The organism is Kribbella sp. VKM Ac-2568 (assembly GCF_004345365.1).
GTDB classification, from domain to species: domain Bacteria; phylum Actinomycetota; class Actinomycetes; order Propionibacteriales; family Kribbellaceae; genus Kribbella; species Kribbella orskensis.
The window spans coordinates 1-21,064 of record NZ_SLVF01000011.1; the positions used below are offsets into that span (position 1 = coordinate 1).

A 21,064-nucleotide genomic window follows, 5' to 3' on the forward strand; every position below is an offset into this window, starting at 1 on the left:
TTTCGGCATTGACTTTCGGCACGCTGTTGAGTTCTCAAGAATCGGACGCACACCGCATCCCCAGCCTTTCGGCCTGGACTCCGGGGCAACCTGCGCTACTCTACCGGATCAGATCCATCGGGTCAAGACCCAAGAGGTTCCGATCTTCACCCCGCGCCTCAACTGTCGACCCGAGCCCGATGGGCACGTTTCGACCTGGGTTAGCTTTGGGGGGTTCGGAGCGTCCGGCCGCTTGCGCGTCCCGCACTCGCTCCAACAAGAAGAACAGTACGTGGCGGGCAGGTAGCCGGTCAAATCGGTTTCGGGTGCACCTGATCACACGGCTGTAGTTTGCCGCCGGCATCGAGATCCAGGCGGTGATCCCGCATCTCGACGAGGCCCGGCGGCGCGTTGTCAGCTCAAGGCCGGCGAGGCCAGAACCCCTGCGAATGAACGCTTCCCGCGCCGCAGTACCAGTGCTCCGCCGGGCAGCAGGTCGTCGGTTCCCGGCACGTACTCGGCGTCGCTCACCTTCACGTTGTTCAGGTATCCCCCGCCCTCCGCGACGGTCCTGCGCGCGGCCGACTTGCTGGCCACCAGGCCCGCCTTCACGAGCAGGTCGCCGTACGTCGGCATCGGTTCGCCGGCGGCGAGCTCCACGTGAGGCGCCTCGCGCAACGCGGCTACCAAGGTGTCCCCGTTGAGGGATGCCAGTTCGCCCTGTCCGAAGAGTGCCTTCGACGCCTCCTGCACTCGGCGGGTCTCGTCCTCGCCGTGCACGAGCGTCGTGACGTCCTCCGCCAGTACCCGTTGAGCCTCACGGACGTGGGGACGCTCCTCGGTCGCCTGCTCCAGCGCAGCGATCTCCTCGGCCGTCCGGAACGTGTAGAACCGCACCAGCTGCATCACGTCGCGGTCGTCCGTGTTGAACCAGAACTGGTAGAACGCGTACGGCGAGGTCAGCTCCCGGTCGAGCCACACCGTGCCCGACTCAGTCTTGCCGAACTTGGTCCCGTCCGCCTTCGTCACCAGCGGGGTCGCCAGCGCGTGGGCCTTCCCCGACTCGGTACGCCGGATCAGCTCGACCCCGGCGGTCAGGTTCCCCCACTGGTCGCTGCCACCGGTCTGCAGGGTGCACCCGTAGCGCCGGTACAGCTCCAGGTAGTCCAGTGACTGCAGCAGCACGTAGCTGAACTCCGTGTAGCTGATCCCCTGCTCGAGCCGGGCCTTGACGACCTCGCGGCCGAGCATCCGGTTCACCGGGAAGTGCTTGCCGATGTCCCGGAGGAAGTCGAGCGTGTTGAGGTCCTTGGTCCAGTCGTAGTTGTTCACCATCCGCGCCGGGTTCGGCAGCGACTGGTCGAAGTCGACGAACCGCTCCACCTGGCTGCGGACCTTCTCCACCCACTGCTGGACGACGTCCTTGGGGTTCAGCACCCGCTCGGACGATTCCTTGGGGTCGCCGATCAGTCCGGTCGCGCCGCCGACCAGCCCGATCGGGTTGTGGCCGGCCAGCTGCAGCCGCCGCAGGGTGAGGAGCTGCAGCAGGTTGCCCATGTGCAGACTCGGCGCGGTCGGGTCGAACCCGACGTACGAGGTGATCGGGCCGGCCGCCATCGCGGCTCGCAGGGCATCGGGATCGGTGGAGTGCGCGATCAGGCCACGGCTCTCCAGGTCGTCGAGCACCTGGGTGCGGCTTGCGGTCCCGCTGTCGGTCACTGGGGTTCTCCTCGAGTCACGTCAGATCACCTACAAGTGTCCTGTATCCGTTCCAGTCCCCGTGGGCCGGGAGGGGTCAGGTCGCCTCGGGCCGTGACAGCACTGCGCGCAGTTGCGCGACCAGGGCGTGTCCGTCGGGCCCATGCACGGTGGCAGCCGTCGGGCGATGGGGATCGTGCGCGCCGGGATCCGGGTTCGGCACCGGGAGACCGTGGGACAGCACCTGCTCGGCCGGGGTCAGCTGGCGGATGCCGATGGCCCGGACGTGCTCGGGATGCGTCTGGGCGAAGTCACCGTACAGCTGTGGGTCGTGCTGTCCGTCGTCGCCGACCAGCACCCACCGCACCTTGGGGAACTCCGTTGCCAGCCGGCGCAGCGCGGTGCGCTTGTGCTCGCGACCGCTGCGGAACCAGCCGGTGTTGGTCGGTCCCCAGTCGGTCAGCAGCATCGGGCCGGCCGGGTAACCGTGCCGCGCGAGAAACCGGGTCAGCGTGGGCGCCGTGTTCCAGGCTCCCGTGGACAGGTAGAAGATCGGTGCGCCCGGGTGGTCGGTGAGCAGTTCGGCGTACATCTCGGCCATGCCGGGGACGACCCGGCGGGCCTGCTCGTCGCGGACGAAGGTGTTCCAGGCGGCGATCATCGGACGCGGCAGCATCGTCAGCATCACCGTGTCGTCGATGTCGCTGACCAGGCCGAAGGTGGCGTCCGGGTCGGGCACGAACACCTTGCCGCGGGCCTGCCGCTCGCCGTGCACGCCGAGGCTGATCTCGTGCCAGCCGGGCGGTAGCACCACCGGCACGCTCAGGTCGATGAACCCGCCGCGGTCCGTGGTCCCCTCGAAGCTCTCCCCGGCGACCGTGACGGCCACCTGTACTCCGGTCGCCGGCGCCGTGACGAAGACCCGCCAGCCGCGCACCACCTGGTCCTCGTCGTACCGGGGCTGGTTGCGCGGGTCGCGGCTGAGCACGACCCGGGCCATCACCCGGGTGAAGTCCTGGGTGCCGTAACCGACGTGCGGGATGATCCGCTCCCGCCAGCCACGCCTGCGCAGGATCGCCTGCACACCGGTGTTGAACCAGTCCTCCAGTCGGGAGGAGTAGTGCGGACGGGCCATGCCACGAAACCTACCCGTCCCGGGGGCTCGTACGCGCACTCGCCGGACTGTCCCCTACGACCTTTACTGTCTCGATATGACTCCGACCACTGCCGCCTTGGGGATGTGCTTCCCCCGAACGTTTCCCGCCGCGCTCGTCACGGATGTCGCCCGGCGCCTCGAGCAAGGAGGCGCCGACGAACTCTGGGTGATCGAGGACTGCTTCTACACCGCCGGGCCGTCGCTCGTGGCCGCGGCGCTGTCGGTGACCGAGCGGCTGACCGTCGGCCTCGGCATCGTGCCGGCGGTCGCCCGGACCGCCGCTGTCACGGCGATGGAGTTCGCCACGCTGTGCGCGCTCGGGCCCGGGCGGTTCCTGCCGGGCATCGGGCACGGCGTACAGGTTTGGATGGACCAGATGGGCGTGCGGCCGAAGTCGCCGCTGACCACGCTGGAGGAGGTGACCGTCGCTGTCACCGGCCTGCTCGCGGGCGAGACGGTGACCATGGACGGCAAGGTGGTCTACCTGCAGGACGTGAAGCTCGACCAGCCGCCGGCGGACCCGCCGCCGCTCGTGCTCGGCGTGCGCGGACCGAAGTCGCTTGCCCTGGCCGGCCGGGTCGGCGGAGGTGTCGTTCTCGCGGAGCCGGCCAGCCCGTCGTACGTGCGGGCGGCGGTCGAGGCGGCCGGTGCGCCGGAGGGTTTCGTCGTCGCGGCGTTCAGCGCGTTCTGCGTGCGCAGCGACCGCAAGACGGCGTACGAGTGGACCGCGCCGTGGCTCGCCGGGCTGATCGAGCAGAAGAACCCGGCCCTGCCCGCGCTGCCGTTCTATGACGACCTGCTGAAGCGGTACTCCGAGTCCGGCGTGCCGGGGCTCGTCACGATGCCGCAGGACTGGTGGACCGAGCTCGGCCCGATCGGCACGCTCGACGACGCGGCGGCGCACATCGAGGCACTGGAGGCCGCCGGGGTGCACCACATCGGTCTGTTCCCGGACCCCGAGGTGGAGCACGGCCTTCCGATGTTGGAGCACGTCATCGCGCTGGCCAACCGGTGAACACGGCCAGCCGGTGAGTTAGGAGCGGCGTTTGGGGACGTGGGGGCGGTAAGGGGAGACCGTGGGGTCGCCGGGGATCCAGAAGCGCCAGGGTCGGTCGGCGGCCTGGCGGAGACCGACCCGCGGACCGGAAAACGGTTCGCCCTCGAAGCCCGGGCCTTCGAGGAGCTGAATCGGCGACCCCGGGTCCAGGAGGTCCGCGCCGTTCGCCCCTCGGTCGATGCCGAGCGCAGCACACATCCGTGCCGGTCCGCGCGCCAGATCCCGATCGGGATCCGTCTTGGCTTGTCGACTGGGCGGCTTGCCCGGCAATACCCCGCCCGGCTCTCCCCGTCCGGAGAGGCCCCTCTTCCCCGGCAACACCGCGCTCGTCTTCCCTGTCCCGGCGAGGTCCGGCCTCGCCGGGCGCACACCGGGTGTTTGCCGCGAAGCCACGCCGGGCGATGGCCCGTCGAGGGCGGCTTGGTCGGACGCCGACTGGTTGACCTTCGCTTGTGCAGCGTCCGGTTGGCCTCGGCGTTTGCGGGCGAGGTCGTGGCCTTCGACGATCTCGCCGGCCCGGAAGAGGACCGCTGACGGTTGGCCGTCCGGGCCGGCGCTGACGTTCATGCAGAAGTGCATGCCGTAGGTGAAGTACACGTACAGGAATCCCGGCGGCCCGAACATCACCGCGTTGCGCGCCGTCTCCCCGCGGTAGGCGTGCGACCCCGGATCGTTCGGGCCGTCGTACGCCTCGACCTCGGTGAGGCGCACGGCGACGGTGCCCTCGTCGGTGGTGCTGCGCAGGACCATGCCGAGCAGCCTCGGCGCGACTTCGAGGACCGGGTCGGCCAGCAGCGCGCGGGGTACAGGCATGCAGCGACTCTAGTTGGCCTCGCCCAAGCCCCTAGGCGAGGCGCTGGGCGTGGGCGGCTGCGCGGCCGCGCAGCTCGGCCAGTTGCTCGGCGACGCGAGGGCCGGCGGTGCCGCCGCGGCCGTTGCGGGAGGCAACGGATCCCTCGACGCTGAGGACCGAGCGCACCTCGGGTGTCAGCGACGGCGAGATCGCGGCCAGGTCTTCGTCCGACAGGTCCCAGAGCTCGATGCCTCGCTTCTCGCACTCTTGGACACAGGCACCGGCGAGCTCGTGCGCGACCCGGAACGGCACCTTCTGCCGGACCAGCCACTCGGCGATGTCGGTCGCCAGCGAGAACCCCTGCGGCGCCAGCTCCTCCATCCGCTCGGTGTTGAAGCGCAGCGTCCGGATCATCCCGCTGAACGCAGGCAGCAGCACCTCGAGGGTGTCCACGGAGTCGAAGACCGGCTCCTTGTCCTCCTGCAGGTCCCGGTTGTACGCGAGCGGCTGCGCCTTCAGCGTCGCGAGCAGTCCGGTCAGGTTGCCGATCAGCCGGCCGGCCTTGCCGCGGGCCAGCTCGGCGATGTCCGGGTTCTTCTTCTGCGGCATGATGCTCGAGCCGGTCGAGTACGCGTCGTCCAGCTGGACGAACCCGAACTCCTTGGTCGCCCAGATGATCACCTCCTCGGCCTGCCGGGACAGGTCAACGCCGACCTGCGCGGTGATGAAGGCGAACTCCGCCACGAAGTCGCGCGCGGCGGTGCCGTCGATCGAGTTCGGCGAGGAGTCGGTGAAACCCAGCTCGGTCGCGACGAACTGCGGGTCGAGCCCGAGCGAGCTGCCCGCCAGCGCCCCCGACCCGTACGGCGAATCTGCGGCGACCCGGTGGTCCCACTCGGCGAGCCGGTCGAGATCGCGGACCAACGGCCAGGCGTGCGCCATCAGGTGGTGCGACAGGAGCACCGGCTGCGCGTGCTGGAGGTGGGTCCGGCCGGGCATCGCGACGCCGAGGTGCTTCTCGGCCTGCTCGGCGATGGTGGTCACCTGGTCCAGCACGAGCCGGCTGATGATCCGGCCGTGGTCGCGAAGGTAGCTCTTGAACAGCGTGGCGACCTGGTCGTTCCGGGACCGGCCGGCCCGCAGCCGGCCACCGAGCTCGGCACCGAGCCGCTCCAGCAGGCCGCGTTCCAGTGCGGTGTGCACGTCCTCGTCGTCCTCCGCCGGGAGGAACGCACCGGAGAGGACATCGGCCAGCAGCTCGTCGAGCCCGGCCAGCATCTTGGTGAGATCCTCGTCGGTCAGCAGTCCGGCGCGGTGCAGCACCTTCGCGTGCGCCTTCGACCCGGCGATGTCGTAGGGAGCCAGTCGCCAGTCGAACTGGGTCGACTTGCTCAGGGCCGCCAGCGCATCCGCGGGCCCACCCGCGAACCGGCCGCCCCACAGGGCGGCACTCTCTCCGCTACTCATCTCTCGATCCTCTCAACCGCTGTGTTCGCGCCCGGGCATGGGGCGTCAAGGGACGGATCTACCGTCCGATCCCCGCGCTGCCTCAGTTCACTTGGCGTCGGAGTGCTGGTCCTGTTTGTAGTCGTTGCGGGCGGCCAGGGACAGGAACCTGGCTGCCAGGGCCTCTCCCCCGGCCGGGTCGCGAGACACGACCATGACGGTGTCGTCACCGGCGATGGTGCCGAGTACGTCGTCCAGTCCCACGTGGTCGATCGCCGACGCGAAGTACTGGGCCGCACCCGGCGGGGTTCGGAGGATGACCAGGTTGGCGCTGCCCTCGGCGGAGACCAGGAGCTCGGACGCCACCCGGCCGAGCCTGGCCTCGAAGGCAGCCGCCTCGCCGGCGCGCGGAGTACGGTCGCCGCCTTCGCCCGGTACGGCGTACACGAGTAGGCCGGCGGAGTCGCGGACCTTGACCGCGCCGATCTCCACCAGGTCGCGGGACAGGGTCGCCTGACCGACGACGAGCCCGGCGGCCGCGAGGAGGTCCGCGAGCTCGGTCTGGGAGCGGACCTGCTGGCGCCCGAGCAGGTCGACGATCCGCTGCTGACGCGCGGTCTTCGTGGTCGGTACGACGATCGTCATGAGCTGAAGTTCCTCGCCAGGAGCCAGGAGAGCAGGGCCTTCTGTGCGTGGAGGCGGTTCTCCGCCTCGTCCCAGACCGCCGACTGCGGGCCGTCGATCACGGCGGCGTCGATCTCCTTGCCCCGGTACGCGGGCAGGCAATGCAGCACGATCGCGTCGTCCTTCGCCTTGGACATCAGTTGCTCGGTCACCGCATACGGAACGAAGGGTGCCTCCCGCAACTCCGCCTCGAACTCCTGGCCCATCGACACCCAGGTGTCGGTGGCAACGACATCCGCGGCTGCGACCGCCTCGAGCGCGTCCGCCGTCCAGGCCACCGATCCGCCCGTGGTGGCGGCGATCTCGGCCGCCTTCGCGAGGATCGCGGCATCAGGCTGGTAGTCGTCGGGTGAGCCGACGACCACGTGCATCCCGGCGGTCGCACCGCCGAGTAGATAGGAGTGCGCCATGTTGTTGGCGCCGTCGCCGAGGTAGACGAGCTTCAGGCCGGCGGTGCCGCCCTTGTGCTGCCGGACGGTGAGCAGGTCCGCGAGGATCTGGCAGGGGTGGAACTCGTCGGTCAGCGCGTTGATCACCGGCACCCGCGAGGCGCCGGCCATCTCCTCGATCCGGGTCTGGCCGGAGGTCCGCCAGACGATCGCGCCGACCTGACGGTCGAGCACCCGCGCGGTGTCCGCGATCGGCTCGCCCCGGCCCAGTTGCGAGGTCTGCGCGTCGATGATCAGCGGTACGCCGCCGAGATCCGCGATGCCGACCGCGAACGAGATCCGGGTCCGGGTGGAGGTCTTGTCGAAGATCACCGCGACGGTCTGCGGCCCGGCCAGCGGCTGGTGCCCGAACCGGTCGGTCACCATCTGCTGGGCGAGCGTCAGAACCTCGTCCTGCTCGATCGGGCTGAGATCGTCGTCCCGCAGGAAGTGCCTGGTCATACGCCCTCCACCTGGTCGAGCATGCTGGGCAAAGCCGCGACGAAACTGTCAGCGTCAGCCTTGCTCAGAATGTACGGCGGCGCCAGCCGAATCGCGTCCGGAATCGGGTTGTTCACGACGAAACCGGCTTCCAGCGCCAGCGCGGCGATCTGATCCGACACCGGCTGGGTCAGCTGGATGGCGAGCAGCAGGCCGCGACCACGGACACCGGCGATCAACGGGTGGTCGAGCGCCTCGATCGCCGATACCAGGTGGTTGCCGACGGCATTCACATTTTCGAGCAGGCCGTCCCGCTCGATCACGGTCAGTACTGCGAGACCGGCGATCGCCGCGACCGGGTTGCCGCCGAAGGTCGTGCCGTGGTTGCCGGGCTGGAGCAGCTCCGCGGCGGCGCCGAACCCGAGGCAGGCGCCGATCGGGATACCCGCGCCGAGGCCCTTCGCCACGGTGACGATGTCGGGGGTGATCCCCTCGGCCTGGAAGGCGAACCAGTCACCGGTCCGGCCGACACCCGTCTGGATCTCGTCGATCCACAGCAGCGCGCCATGCTCGGCGGTGATCTGCCGCGCGGCCTGCAGGTAGCCGTCCGGCGGGACGATGACGCCGTTCTCCCCCTGGATCGGCTCGAGCACCACCGCCGCCGTCTCGTCGTCCACCGCGGCGGCGAGCGCGGCCGCGTCGCCGTACGGGACGAAGGTGACGTCGCCTGGCAGCGGTGCGAACTGCTCCCGGTACGCCGGCTTCCAGGTGATCGCGAGCGCGCCCATCGTCCGGCCGTGGAAGGCGCCGACGGTGGAGACGATCTTGGTCCGGCCGGTCTTGCGGGTGATCTTGAAGGCGGCCTCGTTCGCCTCGGTGCCGGAGTTGGTGAAGAACACCTTGCCTTCGGTGTCGAAGAGCGACAGCAGCTTCTCGGCCAGCGCGATCTGCGGCGCGGAGGCGAAGAAGTTCGACACGTGGCCGAGGGTGGCGAGCTGGCTCGTCACCGCGGACACCACGAACGGGTGCGCGTGGCCGAGCGAGTTCACCGCGAGCCCGCCGAGCAGGTCGAGGTACTTGCGGCCGTCGGCGTCCCACAGGTACGCGCCTTCGCCGCGGACCAGGACGCGCTTCGGGGCGCCGAAGGTGTTCATCAGGGCGTTGGTGTAGCGCTCGGTGAGCGCGGACCCAGTGCCGTCGACGGTGAGCAGTTCGGTCATGACGGGATCACCTGGGTTCCACTTCCGGCGTCGGTGAAGATCTCGAGCAACAGCGAGTGCGGCACCCGCCCGTCGATCACGGTCGCCCGGGACACCCCGGACTGGACCGCGCGCAGGCAGGCCTCCATCTTCGGCACCATCCCGGACGCGAGCGTGGGCAGCAGCTCGGCCAGTTCGGCGGCGTCGATCTGGGTGACGATCTCCTCGCTCTCCGGCCAGTTGCGGTAGAGCCCGGCGACGTCCGTCAGTACGACGAGCTTCTCCGCGCCGAGCGCCACGGCCAGGGCGGACGCGGCGGTGTCGGCGTTCACGTTGTGCGCCTGGCCGTCCTCGTCCGGGGCGATGGTGGAGACGACCGGGATCCGGCCGGCGTCGATCAGGTCGATCACGGCCTCGGGGCGGACGTCGACCACGTCGCCGACCAGGCCGATGTCGACGGACTCGCCGTTGATCATCGCGCCCCGCCGCTCCGCGGTGAACAGCCCGGCGTCCTCGCCGGACATGCCGACGGCGAACGGGCCGTGCGCGTTCAGCAGGCCGACCAGTTCCCGGCCGACCTTGCCGACCAGGACCATGCCGACGACGTCCATCGCCTCGGGCGTGGTCACCCGCAACCCACCGCGGAACTCGCTGTCGATGCCGAGCCGAGCGAGCATGGCGCTGATCTGCGGGCCGCCGCCGTGTACGACGACCACCCGGACTCCGCAGTGCCGGAGGAACACGATGTCGGAGGCGAACGCCTGCTTCAGCTCGTCGTCGACCATCGCGTTGCCGCCGTACTTGACCACGATCGTCTTGCCGTGGAACTCCTTCAGCCAGGGCAGCGCCTCGGTGAGCACGGCGGCCTTCTCGACCGCGGACGCCTGGCTGGCCGCTGTGGTCGGACTTGTCGTAGTCACGAGGAGTACGCCGAGTTCTCTTCGACATACGCGTGCGAGAGGTCCGTGGTGAGCACCGTCGCCGACGCGTCGCCTGCGTGCAGGTCGATCACCACGTCGATCTCGGGGCCGCTCAGGTCGGCCTCGGAGCGATCCACACCCTTGCCACCGGCAACGCAGATCGCGGCGCCGTTCAAGGTGATGTCGAGCAGCGCCGGGTCGAACGCGGTCGGGGCGTTGCCGACGGCCATCGCGATCCGGCCCCAGTTCGGGTCGGAGGCGAAGAAGGCGGTCTTGCAGAGGTTGTCCTCGGCAACGACCTTCGCGGCGGCGACAGCCTCGGCCTCGGTGGCCGCGCCGTTCACGGTGATGCTGACGTGCTTGGTGACGCCCTCGGCATCCGCCTGCAACTGCTTCACCAGGTCAGCAGCCAGGGCGGTGAGGGCCGCCTCGAACTCGTCTGCAGCCACCGTGACACCGGAGGCGCCCGAACTGAGCAGGAGCACGGTGTCGTTGGTGGAGGTACCGCCGTCCACGTCCAGCCGGTTGAAGGTCTTGCCGACCGCGTTCCGCAGTACATGGTCCAGATGGGGCGGATCCACGACGGCATCGGTGGTGATCACCGAGAGCATGGTCGCCATGTTCGGGGCGCACATGCCGGCGCCCTTGGCGAAACCGCCGATGCTCCAGCCGTCCGGGTGCCGCAGCACCGCCTGTTTCGGCACGTTGTCCGTCGTCATCACCGCGATCGCCGCGGCGAGACCGTGCTCTGCAGTCGATCCCAGTGCGTCGACGCACTGGGAGATCCCCGGGATCAGCTTCTCCATCGGGAGCCGCTCGCCGATCAACCCGGTGGAGCAGACGCCGATCTCGGCCGCGCCGACCTGCAGGACCGCCGCGAGCTCTTCGGCGGTCGCATGGGTGTCCTGGAACCCCTCGGGTCCGGTGCACGCGTTCGCGCCGCCCGAGTTGAGGACCACTGCCTTCAGCTTGCCCGCGGTGAGGACCTGCTGGGACCAGAGCACGGGAGCGGCCTTCACCTTGTTGGTGGTGAAGACGCCCGCTGCGCCCTTGTCCGGTCCGTCGTTGACGACCACGGTCAGGTCCGGCTTGCCGGCCGGCTTGATCCCGGCGATCACCCCGGCCGCGCGGAAGCCGGCCGGCGCGGTGACTCCGGCGCTCCGATCGACCTGGGCGTGCGGGGTGACTGCGAGGGTCACGGTGCTACTCCTACGAGGGGAAGGGCCAGGGTCTCGTCGAGGCCCGCGGCCAGGTTCATGCACTGCACGGCGGCGCCGGCGGTGCCCTTGGTGAGGTTGTCCATCGCGGCCACGATCACGGCGCGGCCGGTCCGCTGGTCCAGCGTCACCTGCAGCTGGACGGTGTTCGCGCCGAGCGTCGCCTGCGTCTGGGGCCACTGTCCCTCGGGCAGCAGGGCGATGAACGGTTCGTTGCTGTAGGCATCTTCATAGGCCCGCCGGAGGGACTCCGCGGTGGTGCCTTCGGCAACGGGTGCGCTGCAGGTGGCCAAGATCCCGCGCGGCATCGGCGCGAGCACCGGGGTGAACGAGACCGAGACCGCCGCGTCCGTGACCGTGGCCAGGTTCTGCTCGATCTCCGGGGTGTGCCGGTGCACGCCGCCCACGCCGTACGCGCTCGCCGAGCCCATCACCTCCGCGCCCATCAGGTGCGCCTTCGGGCCCTTGCCCGCGCCGGACGTCCCGCTCACCGCGACCACCACCAGTTGGCCGGGATCGACGAGACCACCCTGTACGGCGGGGAGCAGTGCGAGTGTGGAGACGGTGGGGTAACACCCCGGTACTGCGACGCGGTTCGATCCGCGCAGCTTCTCCCGCTGGCCGGGCAGCTCGGGCAGACCGTACGGCCAGTGGCCGGCGTGCCTGCCGCCGTAGAACTCCACCCACGCCTCGGCCTCGATCAGCCGGAAGTCCGCGCCGCAGTCGATCACGGTGACGTCCTCGCCGAGTTGCTCGGCGATTTCGGCGGACTGCCCGTGCGGAAGCGCCAGGAACACCACATCGTGACCGGCGAGCGTCTCCGCCGACGTCTCGACCAGAGTGCGCCCGGCGAGGGGCAGCAGGTGTGGATGGTGCTGGCCCAGCGTCGTCCCGGCACTGCTGCCGGCGGTCAGCGCCCCGATCTCGACCTCCGGGTGCACGGACAGCAGGCGAAGCAACTCACCCCCGGCATATCCACTCGCACCGGCGATCGCGACCTTGAGACTCATATGAATGAGTATGCCATCGATCGGAAGAATATCCAACCGAATCATCCCGGAGTGGCCTGAGGTGGGACTCCCCGAAACCGGCACTCTGTGCACCGCCTGAGCAGATCCCGGCCGCTCGAACACACAACTGGTGCACAAGGTGAGGCCTAGGACACCCCGTCGGGACCTCGGACACGAAATACCCTGTCACACAGGTCCCCGCGCGGTGTCCCAGGTCCCTACCCCTGCACGCCACCCGGCGCCGCCGGCGGCAGCACCCCGGGCCGACGAGCTGCCCGGTAACGGGTCGTTCGACCGGAGGCGCCTTACAAGCTGCCAGGCAGCGAACAATCCGCCACTGGTCTAGCGACCTGCCAACACCAACCCCCGGATGACGGCGCCATAGTCGCCACCGGACTCGACGCCCGCCAGACGGCTGAGAACCGCCCTCGCCCGACCAGTCGTTCGTCGGGGTCCGGCTTGGTGGCCGCGGCGGCGTCGGATATGACCGGGGCTCGAGCAACTCGGGGCGATGCGCTGGATGCAGAGCGCAAGACCGTCTTCGTCATGGTGTGATGCGGGTCATGTCACGCCCAGGGCGGTCCGCGTGTCCGGAGGGGGAGACGGAGGAGGAGCAATGGCGCGGATCGGGATGGAGCACCGGCGGACGGTGTTCGTACGGGTGCTGGAGTGGTGGAGCCGGAAGAAGTACGGCGAGGTGCTGGATCCGGTCAAGGTGGCGTTGCACAACCGGCGGGTGCTGGCGAGCACGGTGTTGCTGGAGGGGACGGCGGCGCGGTGGAACAAGCTCGACCCGACGCTGCGGGCGCTCGCGGGGATGGTGGCGTCCGCAAAAGTGGGCTGCAGTTGGTGTATGGATTTCGGGTACTGGGAGTATCACCACCAGGGCATCGACCCGGCCAAGCTCCGGGCCGTGCCGCGGTGGCGGGACAGCGACGTCTACACGGATCTGGAGCGCGCGGTGATGGAGTATGCCGAGGCGATGACGGCCACACCACCTGAGGTGACCGACGAGCAGGTGGAGCGGTTGCGTCGCGACCTGAACGACGCTGAGCTGGTCGAGCTCACCACTCAGGTGTCGCTGGAGAACTTCCGCTCGCGGACCAACTCCGCGCTCGGCCTGACCAGCCAGGGCTTCAGGCGGTACTGCGAACTGAGGCCGGCGTGACCGAGCCCCACAACACCGAGCCCGGCACCGAGGAGGAGCTTGCTGCCGAGTTCGCGGCGCACCGGCAGGTGCTCGTCGGCGCGGCGTACCGGGTGGTCGGCAGCGTCGCCGACGCGGAGGACATCGTCCAGGAGACGTGGTTGCGCTGGGCTTCTGCACCGGGGAATCGGGCCGAGATCCGGGACGTCCGGGCGTACCTGATCCGGATCACCACCCGTCTCGCGCTGAACCGCCTCCGCCAGCAGAAGGCGCAGCGCGAGCAGTACGTCGGCCCGTGGTTGCCCGAGCCGATCGCGGCCGCGCCGGCGACGGAGGACCCGGCCGCGGTCGCGGAGGTGGCGGACTCCGTCTCGATGGCGATGCTCGTCGTGCTCGAGACCCTTTCACCCCTGGAACGCGCGGCCTTCGTACTGCGCGAGGTGTTCGACCTCCCGTTCGGCGAGATCGCGGACACCCTCGGCCGGTCGGAGACCGCAGTACGGCAGTTGGCACACCGGGCCCGGGAACACGTGCACGCGCGGCAACCGCGGCACCGCGTCGACAAGGCTCGGCACACCGAGGTAACCAGCCAGTTCCTCGCGGCCGCGTGGTCGGGCGACTTCGACCAGGTCGTCTCGCTGCTCGCCCCGGACGTCGTACTGGTGAGCGACGGCGGCGGCAAGAAGAAGGCCGCGCTCCGGCCGCTCCACGGCGCGGAGAAGATCGCGCGCTGGCTGTTCGGCGTACTCGCCACCGACGAGGAGGCCGCTGGCTTCGAGATCCGGCTGGCCGAGCTGAACGGCGAGGACGCGTTCATCGCCTACAACGGCGAGGAGGTCGACAGCGTCGGCTTCACCGAGATCGACGACAGCGGCCGGATCTGCCAGATCTACGTGGTCCGCAACCCCGACAAGCTCACCGGCATCCCCCGCCTCCCCGACCTGCGCCAATAGTCGCCGCGGTGGGGGCCCGTACTGCGGACGCGGCCGCCCGGGTGAGCCATTGTCGGCGCCGGACCCGCGTGCTGTGATGACGGCTGGAGGGGGTAGCCACCGTGACCAAGGACGAGGTCAAGCAGGTCAACAAGGCGATCTGGGCGGCCGGCGAGTGGGACGAGATCGCGAACCTGATCGCGATGGCCGGCCCGAAGCTTCTCGACGAGGTACCGGTGGGGCCGGGCATAGAGGTGCTCGACGTCGCGACGGGTACGGGTGGCTCGATCGCGATCCCGGCGGCGCAGCGCGGAGCGACGGTGACCGGTTCGGACCTCGCCCCGGGAAGCCGGTCGCTCGTGCTCTGGGGTGACTCCGACGAGGTGGCGCGGCTGCTGTCCAGGCTCGACCTCAGCTTCCATGTCGACCAGGTGATCTTCACCGCGCCGTCGGTGGACGCGTACGCATCCTTCTACGAGAAGCACTTCGGTCCGCTGGTGCTGGCCCGCCAACTCCTCGGCAGCGACTGGCCCGCGCTACGCGACGACGTACGGGCGTTCGAGAGGAGTGGAACACAGCAACCGACGGCACCATGCTGATCGCCGCCGACTACCTGGTCACCATCGGCCGGAAGAGCGACTAGGTACTGCGCTCCCACACGGCTCCTCCGTCGCCTCAACGAATGCCGGGCACCCGCCTACCCGGGGTCGCCGGCTCCTCGATTGCCTGCTCAGAACCCCGTGACTGGTGACCGTCGGCATTCCGCGAGCTACCCGGTAGCCACTGTGGCTGGCGGGTGGAGCAGTCGTTCGAGGGTTTAGGCTTTCTGCAAGTCAGTCGCATTTGGGAGGGTTCTGTGGAGTACGTCGTGATTGATCCGGACGGGGTGTCGGACCCGGGATTGCGGGCGGATTTGTTGGATACCTGGATCGCGGCTACAGATGCCGGTGGGAGTGTTGGGTTCACTGCGCCTGCGCCGGTGCACCTGGTTGCGGGGACGCTTGATCTGGCGCTGGAGCGGGTCGCCGGTGGCAAGGATCTGCTCGGCGTGCTGCACAACGGCGAGCGGTACGTCGGGATGGGTTTGCTGGTTGGCAAGGAGGGTCCGCTCAGTCAGCACTGGCGGACCGTGCTGCGCGTGATGGTGCATCCGAAGTACCAGGGTGGCGGGGCCGGGCGGCTGCTGATGAACGGGCTGCGCCAGTCGGCTGTCGACCTCGGCCTGGAGCAGCTCCAGCTCACCATCCGCGACGGCAACAGCCTCGAGGAGTTCTACCAGCGCCTCGGCTACCGGATCGTCGGCAACCACCCCCGCGCGGTCCGCGTCGCCTCCGACGACTACCGCGACGAGCTCATGCTGGTCACCGACCTCAATCGAGGCCGGGAGGTTGGCCAATGCGGGATCTGATCGTCACCCAGAACGTCACCCTCGACGGGGTGATCGAAGCGGCGGACGGGTGGTTCGACCCTGCGGACGGCGTGGACTCGGCCGATCTGATCGCGGAGATCACCCGCCAGCGCGAGGCCGCCGACGCGTTCCTGGTTGGGCGCCGCACGTTCGAGGACATGCGGGGCTTCTGGCCGCTGCAGACCGACGACCCGACCGGCATCACCGACTACCTCAACGCGGTTTCGAAGTACGTCGTGTCCAGCACGCTGCAGGATCCGCAGTGGGAGCACACGACCGTACTGCGGGGCGCGGTGCGGGACGAGGTCCGGAAGCTCAAGGAGCAGCCGGGCGAGGACATCGTCACCACCGGCAGCATCCGGCTCGTGCACGAACTCATCGCCGCGGATCTGGTCGACGAGTACCGGCTGTTCGTCTATCCGACGGTGGTCGGCAAGGGGCGCCGGTTGTTCGAGGACGGGACCGCTCGCCTGAAGCTGGTCCAGACCCTGCCGTTTCGCTCCGGCATCGTTTTGCTGCGCTACCGGACAAGCTGACCGACGACCAGCGCACGCGACCTCACCACCGTCATGCCATTGGTGTCGGCGACCCGGTACGCGCGGGATCAGCGCGTGAGTTCGTAGATCCGGACCCACTGCCCGCTGTGTCGGAGCACGGCCAGCTTGTCGAGCTCGGGAGACACCGGTCCGCCGAAGAGATCGGCGTACAGCCAGCGGACGTGGTACTCGTCGCGGAGCCGGTGCAGGACAGCCGCTGTCGGTTCGTAGAGTGCCTGATTCGTCAGCGCTACCCGGTCCGGCCAGGGCGAGGGCTGCTGGGTGTACGGCTTGCCGCCGACGCCCTGGTTCACCATCGCCTGCGAGGTGTAGCCCCAGCCCTCGATGAAGGTGCGGCGGCCGGCGATCCCGCTGACGATGTAGCCGCGGGCGTCGCAGCCCGGGCCTTGTTGCGTGGCCGGACGGCACCAGGTGTTGGAGGCAACGATGTCCGTCGGCGCGGAGTTCTTCGCCAGCCAGAGGGCTGCGTCCTGCTCGTCCGGATAGACCCACCAGCGCGCGGAGGTGTAGGTCTGCGCCTGCTGGCCACCGTTGAGATGCAGGTTCTGCTCGAAGGTCCTTGCCGCCGGCACCACCAGTACCGTCAGCAGGACGAGGATGCCGCCGAGGCCGGCCATCGCCGGTCTGCTCTTCGCCAACCGGAACCAGACGAGCACCAGCGCGCAGGTCAGGGCGAAGACTGCGATCAGCGGCCGCCCGACGAGCAGGATCCGATGCAACTGCGAGCCCCGGGGAGTCTCGTCCGTGGTCAACAGGATGAAGGCGAAGACCGCACCGAGCAGAACCGCCACCGCCGCGATCTTGAGCAACGCCGCTCGCCGGAAGGGCGGTGCGTAGGCGCGGGTCCAGGTCGCCAGCAGCCAACCCGTCGCGGCGAGGCTGAACGGCACGACGCTGTACACGAAGTACCCCTCGCTGACCGACGGATGGTCGATCACGAGGTAGCCGGCCCACCCCGCGATCAGCGCGCCGAGCAGGAACCAGCCGAGCGGATCGCGCCGCAGTTCGCGCCTGGCGAGCAGGGTGTACCCGGCGACGGCCAGCAGTTGCCAGGTCAGCAACAGGACCGTGACCACGACGGCGCCGCCGATGGACAGCACGCTGCCCGACGTCAACGCAGGGAGGATCACTCCACCCGCCCCTGGCTGGGTCGGGTCCTTGGTCGCCGCGAGGTAGCCGCCCTGGGTCTTCACCACGGCGAGGAGTTGCAGCCCCGACCCGCTGGTGCTGCCGGCGACCGTGACCATGGTGCCGACCGCGGCAGCGACCAGCAGCGAACCAGCCGCGATGAACCGCCAGGGCAGCCGGCGATCGCGGATCAGCAGCAAGAGCGCCGGCAACCCGACCGCGCCGACCAGGATCGGCAGGATCGTCGGCTTGGAACCACCGCCGACGACGGCGACCGTCAACGCCAGCAGCCACAAGCCCTTGCCGCCGGCACCTCGGATGAGCAAGTCGATCAGGAAGATCCCGGCCACGACCCCGGCCGTCATCCCGAACGTCTGCGACGGGCTCAGCAGGCTCAACGGTGGCGACAGGTTCACGCTGGTGTCGATGAACAGAAACAGGTTCGGCCCGGCCAGAGCAGCCGCCGCCAGTACTCCGGTCCACCACGCGCGGCTCACCGTCCGGGCCAGCGTCGCGAAGACCAGCAGCGCCACCAACACTTGCGGCACCAGCCAGAGCCGATAGAGCACGATGATCGGCGAGAGCTTGGTGATGTCGACCGAGGCGGCCATGTCGGCGTTCGGGAACCAGTGGTAGTCCAGCGACTCCCCCGCCACCTGTGGCAGCTGCGGAGGCACCGAGCGGGTCAGCTCGCTCAGCATCGACAGGTGGTACAGCAGATCCTGGTAGTACGACGTGCCGTCCGGCGGCGGCGGGTGGTACTTCATCGCGCCGAGCACGGTCCCGCCGAGCAGCACGGCCGCGGCGATCACCATGCCCCAGGTCCACCACAAGGGCAGCGGCCGGGGTTCCGCGATCCGCCAGTACTTCCGCAGCCGTGGCAGCACCGCGAACGCGATGAGCGCCAGCGCGGGCCACACCATCAGCCACCCTTGCCAGCCGAGCGCCGTGAAGATCGCCCAGCCGGCTAGTTGGTACACGGCCCCGACGGCCGACCCGAGCCCGAAGTCCTCCGCCCAGTTCCCCGTACTGCGCCACAACCCCCGCAGGATCAGGATTCCCGGCATTGCGACCGCCAGAGCGAAGTACAGGGTGTACTTCGCGATCGGGCCGAGCGGGACGTCGAGCGAGAGCAGGGAGATCACAGCGACCAAGAACGGCAGCAACCACGGCAACAACCGGGCCGATGTCCCGTGGCTGACGTCCGCTCTGTACGTGCGGGGCCGGTCACGGGAGACCAGGGCGAGGTTCATCTATTCGCGACCTCGTCGAGCGTTTGGTGGCCCGGGTCCTCGAGGCTGTCGTAGCCGACCAGGAACTGCGGTCGTCGCTGGCTCGACTGGAACAGCCTCGCCACGTACTCACCCAGCAACCCCAGGCAGAGCAGCTGGATCGCGCCGATCACCCCGACCGCCAGCACGGTGGACGTCCAGCCCGGAACGCTGTTGCCCGACAGCTTGATGATCAGGGCGGCGACCACCACCGCGACGGAGAGCAGCCCGCCGAGCAGCCCGAGCCAGGTGGCCAGCCGGAGCGGAGCGGCCGAGAACGCCGTCACGCTGTCGAAGGCCAGCCGGAACATCTTCGACCAGTTGTACTTCGTCACGCCCGCCGCCCGCTCGGCGCGAACGAACTTCACCTCCGCGCTCGGAAACCCGAGCCACGGGATCACCAGCCGGAAGACCCGGCCGTCCTCGGGCAACGCGTTGACGGTATCCACGACCCGACGGGAGACGAGCCGGAAGTCGGCCGCGTCGAACGGGATGTCCTTGCCGACCAGGCGACACATCAGCCGGTAGTACATGCGAGCCGTGGTCCGCTTGGCCCAGGAGTCACTCGACCGGTCGGAGCGCACGCCGTACACGACGTCGACGTCCTTCTCCCGCGCGGTGGCGAGGAAGTCGGCGATCAACTCAGGCGGATCCTGGAGATCGGCGTCGATGGTGACCAGGTAGCGGCCGCGGGCTCGGCGGAACCCCGCGGACTGCGCGGCCTGGTGACCGGAGTTGCGGAGCAGGCGGACGACCCGGAGCTCGGGCCAGTCGGTCGCCGCGGCGAGCAGCATCGACGCGGTCGCGTCCCGGCTGCCGTCGTCGACCACCAGCAGCTCGTAGCCGATGTCGAGTCCGTCGAGCAGCGGGCGCATCCGCTCGAAGAAGATCGGCAGCACGTCTTCCTCGTCGTACATCGGCACGACGACGGAGAGTTCGGGGTCCCCCATGTCCGGCTGTCCTCCTGGCTCTGGTGTCGCGTGAATGCCCAGGGCAACGGCTTGGCAGCCGATTTGATGCGGCCGGGCGAAAGTAGCAGGTCTCAGGTCTGCGGCGACACCGCGATCGCTCCGGTGCGCCGCGGGTCGCCGACCGCGAGCAGTCCGTCGGCCGGGTCCCAGAAGGCCGCCGCGACCCCGCCGAAATACATCGAGTGCGGTGGCATCGGCCGGACCGGGAGGTTGCTCGCACCCTCGACCTCGAGGTCCTCCTCGAAGTCGACCACCACGTTCTCGCGGACCCGGACGTGCAGCCGCGGGTGCTCCACCGCCTCTTCGAGGGACAGGCCGCCGTGCGTGTAGAGCGCGTAGACCTGGGCGATCGCGGTCGGGATCCGGTCGGACCCGGGCGAGCTGATCGCCAATACGGCGCCGTCGCCGTCGCGGCGGGCCACGCTCGGCGCCATGTTCGAGGTCAGCCGGGTGCCCGGCGCGAGGCTGTGCGGGCCGCCGTGCACGAGTTCCTGCTCGCCGAGCGCGTTGTTCAGCCAGATACCGGTGCCCGGCGTCATCACGCCCGAGCCGTACCCGGACGACACCGTGATCGCGCAGGCGTCACCTTCGTCGTCGACCACCGAGACGGTCGCAGTACTGGGGGAACTGAGCGCGCGCAGGTCTCCGGCGGCCGCGAGGTCGAGCACCTTCTGCGCTTCGAGCCGGCGCACGTCCTCCACGCCCAGCTCGGCGAGGCGCTGACCCAGTACGGCGTGCTGGACGTCGACCAGCCGCTCCAGCTCGTCCGGACGCCAGCTGCCCTGCTTCGGAATCCCGTCCAGCAGGGCGAGCATCGCGGCGACCGCGACACCGCCGACAGCCGGCGGCGGGTTCGTCGCGAGGGTCCAGCCGTTCTGCCGGACGGTCAGCGCCGGCCGCACGATCGCCTCGTACGCCGCGAGGTCCTCCGCGGTCAAGATGCCCTCGTTGTCGGCCATGTCGCGGACGAGCAGCTCGGCGAGCTCCCCGGTGTACATGGTCTCCGCGCCGGCCGAGGCGATCAGCTCGAGTGCCTCGGCGAGCTCGGGGATCACCACGTTCGTGCCCGCCTTGATCACCACGCCGTCGTCGTCGTGCACGACCCCGTGGCTCGGCCGGTGCCAGCCGAAGATGATCTCGTGGGTGTAGCCGAGGTAGTAGCCCGATGTCCGGCTCAGCGGGAACCCCTGCCGGGCGACCTCGATCGCGGGCCGGACCACCTCGCTCCACGGCGCCTTGCCGGACCGCCGGTGCGCGAGGTCGAGGGCCTTCATCCCGCCGGGCGTGGCGACGGACCCGTGCCCGACGGTGGTCGTGGTACCGCCGCCGTAGTCGGTGGTGACGTCCCAGACGCCGCGGCCGAATCTGTCGCCAGTCAACCCGCGGCCCGGCATCTCCACCCAGCCGTCGATGGTGACGGGCTCGCCGCCGGCCACCTGCAGGGTGACGAAGCCACCCGAGGCCGGCGAGACGACGCCGATCTCGTTCACCATCGTCACCAGGGTCGCGGCGATCGCGGCGTCGACCGCGTTACCGCCCTCGGCCGCGAGCCGGACGCCGGCCTCGGCCGCCGCCGCGTTGGGCGCGGCCACCGCGACCCTGGGATTCGTCATCGGTCGTTC

19 protein-coding genes are annotated in these 21,064 nt (G+C 69.6%); 6 read left to right on the top strand and 13 right to left on the bottom strand.

Features of this window, described 5'->3' with window-relative positions:
• Nucleotides 1–393: 393 nt before the first annotated feature.
• Both tyrS and EV648_RS29025 read right to left on the bottom strand, forming a co-directional pair.
• Nucleotides 394–1,698, bottom strand: coding sequence for a tyrosine--tRNA ligase (tyrS, locus tag EV648_RS29020; RefSeq protein ID WP_132298316.1), 1,305 nt, complete (start codon nucleotides 1,696–1,698; stop codon nucleotides 394–396).
• A gap of 76 nt (nucleotides 1,699–1,774) precedes the next feature.
• Nucleotides 1,775–2,812, bottom strand: coding sequence for an App1 family protein (locus EV648_RS29025; RefSeq protein ID WP_132298317.1), 1,038 nt, complete (start codon nucleotides 2,810–2,812; stop codon nucleotides 1,775–1,777).
• Nucleotides 2,813–2,888: 76 nt separating this feature from the next.
• Between EV648_RS29025 and EV648_RS29030 the strand changes: the two genes are divergently transcribed.
• Nucleotides 2,889–3,848 carry an LLM class flavin-dependent oxidoreductase gene (locus EV648_RS29030; protein ID WP_241995682.1) on the top strand — a complete coding sequence of 320 codons (960 nt, stop codon included), beginning with the start codon at nucleotides 2,889–2,891 and terminating at the stop codon, nucleotides 3,846–3,848.
• 18 nt (nucleotides 3,849–3,866) lie between these two features.
• On the opposite strand, the gene EV648_RS29035 is transcribed toward EV648_RS29030, so the two are convergent.
• The 8 genes from EV648_RS29035 to argC form a co-directional block, all read right to left on the bottom strand.
• Entirely contained in the window at nucleotides 3,867–4,703 is an 837-nt protein-coding gene (locus EV648_RS29035; protein ID WP_132298318.1) for a DNA-3-methyladenine glycosylase, read from the bottom strand.
• Nucleotides 4,704–4,734: 31 nt separating this feature from the next.
• A complete protein-coding gene (gene argH, locus EV648_RS29040) occupies nucleotides 4,735–6,150 on the bottom strand; it encodes an argininosuccinate lyase (RefSeq protein ID WP_132298319.1) in 1,416 nt (471 codons plus the stop codon).
• Nucleotides 6,151–6,237: 87 nt separating this feature from the next.
• Nucleotides 6,238–6,774, bottom strand: coding sequence for an arginine repressor (locus EV648_RS29045; RefSeq protein ID WP_132298320.1), 537 nt, complete (start codon nucleotides 6,772–6,774; stop codon nucleotides 6,238–6,240).
• Nucleotides 6,771–7,703: an ornithine carbamoyltransferase gene (gene argF, locus EV648_RS29050; protein WP_132298321.1), complete on the bottom strand. Its 933-nt coding sequence runs from the start codon at nucleotides 7,701–7,703 to the stop codon at nucleotides 6,771–6,773. Before argF ends, EV648_RS29045 begins: the two co-directional genes overlap by 4 nt.
• A complete protein-coding gene (locus EV648_RS29055; protein WP_132298322.1) occupies nucleotides 7,700–8,902 on the bottom strand; it encodes an acetylornithine transaminase in 1,203 nt (400 codons plus the stop codon). The genes argF and EV648_RS29055 overlap by 4 nt, the downstream gene beginning before the upstream one ends.
• The gene (gene argB, locus EV648_RS29060; protein WP_132298323.1) at nucleotides 8,899–9,801 is read right to left on the bottom strand and encodes an acetylglutamate kinase; all 903 of its coding nucleotides are present in this window, start codon (nucleotides 9,799–9,801) and stop codon (nucleotides 8,899–8,901) included. Before argB ends, EV648_RS29055 begins: the two co-directional genes overlap by 4 nt.
• The gene (gene argJ, locus EV648_RS29065) at nucleotides 9,798–11,000 is read right to left on the bottom strand and encodes a bifunctional glutamate N-acetyltransferase/amino-acid acetyltransferase ArgJ (RefSeq protein WP_132298324.1); all 1,203 of its coding nucleotides are present in this window, start codon (nucleotides 10,998–11,000) and stop codon (nucleotides 9,798–9,800) included. The genes argB and argJ overlap by 4 nt, the downstream gene beginning before the upstream one ends.
• Nucleotides 10,997–12,028 (bottom strand): N-acetyl-gamma-glutamyl-phosphate reductase, encoded by a 1,032-nt coding sequence (argC, locus tag EV648_RS29070; RefSeq protein WP_132298325.1) that lies wholly within the window; start codon nucleotides 12,026–12,028, stop codon nucleotides 10,997–10,999. The genes argJ and argC overlap by 4 nt, the downstream gene beginning before the upstream one ends.
• Before the next feature lie 616 nt (nucleotides 12,029–12,644).
• Between argC and EV648_RS29075 the strand changes: the two genes are divergently transcribed.
• The 5 genes from EV648_RS29075 (at nucleotide 12,645) to EV648_RS29095 (ending at nucleotide 16,051) form a co-directional block, all read left to right on the top strand.
• Complete coding sequence (locus EV648_RS29075; RefSeq protein ID WP_132298326.1) at nucleotides 12,645–13,196, top strand: carboxymuconolactone decarboxylase family protein; 552 nt, start codon at nucleotides 12,645–12,647, stop codon at nucleotides 13,194–13,196.
• On the top strand, nucleotides 13,193–14,128 hold the full coding sequence (sigJ, locus tag EV648_RS29080) for an RNA polymerase sigma factor SigJ (RefSeq protein WP_132298327.1): 936 nt from the start codon (nucleotides 13,193–13,195) through the stop codon (nucleotides 14,126–14,128). Before EV648_RS29075 ends, sigJ begins: the two co-directional genes overlap by 4 nt.
• A gap of 101 nt (nucleotides 14,129–14,229) precedes the next feature.
• Nucleotides 14,230–14,706 (top strand): class I SAM-dependent methyltransferase, encoded by a 477-nt coding sequence (locus tag EV648_RS29085; protein ID WP_132298328.1) that lies wholly within the window; start codon nucleotides 14,230–14,232, stop codon nucleotides 14,704–14,706.
• Between the two features lie 197 nt (nucleotides 14,707–14,903).
• On the top strand, nucleotides 14,904–15,515 hold the full coding sequence (locus EV648_RS29090; protein WP_241995683.1) for a GNAT family N-acetyltransferase: 612 nt from the start codon (nucleotides 14,904–14,906) through the stop codon (nucleotides 15,513–15,515).
• On the top strand, nucleotides 15,503–16,051 hold the full coding sequence (locus tag EV648_RS29095; RefSeq protein WP_132298329.1) for a dihydrofolate reductase family protein: 549 nt from the start codon (nucleotides 15,503–15,505) through the stop codon (nucleotides 16,049–16,051). The genes EV648_RS29090 and EV648_RS29095 overlap by 13 nt, the downstream gene beginning before the upstream one ends.
• 68 nt (nucleotides 16,052–16,119) lie before the next feature.
• Here EV648_RS29095 and EV648_RS29100 read toward each other — a convergent pair whose 3' ends face one another.
• The 3 genes from EV648_RS29100 to EV648_RS29110 all read right to left on the bottom strand — a co-directional run bounded on the left by EV648_RS29100 (nucleotide 16,120) and on the right by EV648_RS29110 (nucleotide 21,055).
• Nucleotides 16,120–18,453 (bottom strand): hypothetical protein, encoded by a 2,334-nt coding sequence (locus EV648_RS29100; protein ID WP_241995684.1) that lies wholly within the window; start codon nucleotides 18,451–18,453, stop codon nucleotides 16,120–16,122.
• A complete protein-coding gene (locus tag EV648_RS29105) occupies nucleotides 18,450–19,421 on the bottom strand; it encodes a glycosyltransferase family 2 protein (protein WP_132298330.1) in 972 nt (323 codons plus the stop codon). The genes EV648_RS29100 and EV648_RS29105 overlap by 4 nt, the downstream gene beginning before the upstream one ends.
• Before the next feature lie 92 nt (nucleotides 19,422–19,513).
• Nucleotides 19,514–21,055, bottom strand: coding sequence for a gamma-glutamyltransferase (locus EV648_RS29110; RefSeq protein ID WP_132298331.1), 1,542 nt, complete (start codon nucleotides 21,053–21,055; stop codon nucleotides 19,514–19,516).
• Between the last annotated feature and the right edge of the window lie 9 nt (nucleotides 21,056–21,064).

Coding starts and splice junctions, on each gene's coding strand:
- EV648_RS29025 (WP_132298317.1), bottom strand. CDS start 2,812: ATGGCCCGTCCGCACTACTCCTCCCGACTGGAGGACTGGTTCAACACC.
- EV648_RS29055 (WP_132298322.1), bottom strand. CDS start 8,902: ATGACCGAACTGCTCACCGTCGACGGCACTGGGTCCGCGCTCACCGAG.
- EV648_RS29075 (WP_132298326.1), top strand. CDS start 12,645: ATGGCGCGGATCGGGATGGAGCACCGGCGGACGGTGTTCGTACGGGTG.
- EV648_RS29100 (WP_241995684.1), bottom strand. CDS start 18,453: ATGAACCTCGCCCTGGTCTCCCGTGACCGGCCCCGCACGTACAGAGCG.
- argC (WP_132298325.1), bottom strand. CDS start 12,028: ATGAGTCTCAAGGTCGCGATCGCCGGTGCGAGTGGATATGCCGGGGGT.
- EV648_RS29045 (WP_132298320.1), bottom strand. CDS start 6,774: ATGACGATCGTCGTACCGACCACGAAGACCGCGCGTCAGCAGCGGATC.
- EV648_RS29030 (WP_241995682.1), top strand. CDS start 2,889: ATGACTCCGACCACTGCCGCCTTGGGGATGTGCTTCCCCCGAACGTTT.
- EV648_RS29105 (WP_132298330.1), bottom strand. CDS start 19,421: ATGGGGGACCCCGAACTCTCCGTCGTCGTGCCGATGTACGACGAGGAA.
- argH (WP_132298319.1), bottom strand. CDS start 6,150: ATGAGTAGCGGAGAGAGTGCCGCCCTGTGGGGCGGCCGGTTCGCGGGT.
- argF (WP_132298321.1), bottom strand. CDS start 7,703: ATGACCAGGCACTTCCTGCGGGACGACGATCTCAGCCCGATCGAGCAG.
- EV648_RS29035 (WP_132298318.1), bottom strand. CDS start 4,703: ATGCCTGTACCCCGCGCGCTGCTGGCCGACCCGGTCCTCGAAGTCGCG.
- EV648_RS29095 (WP_132298329.1), top strand. CDS start 15,503: ATGCGGGATCTGATCGTCACCCAGAACGTCACCCTCGACGGGGTGATC.
- EV648_RS29110 (WP_132298331.1), bottom strand. CDS start 21,055: ATGACGAATCCCAGGGTCGCGGTGGCCGCGCCCAACGCGGCGGCGGCC.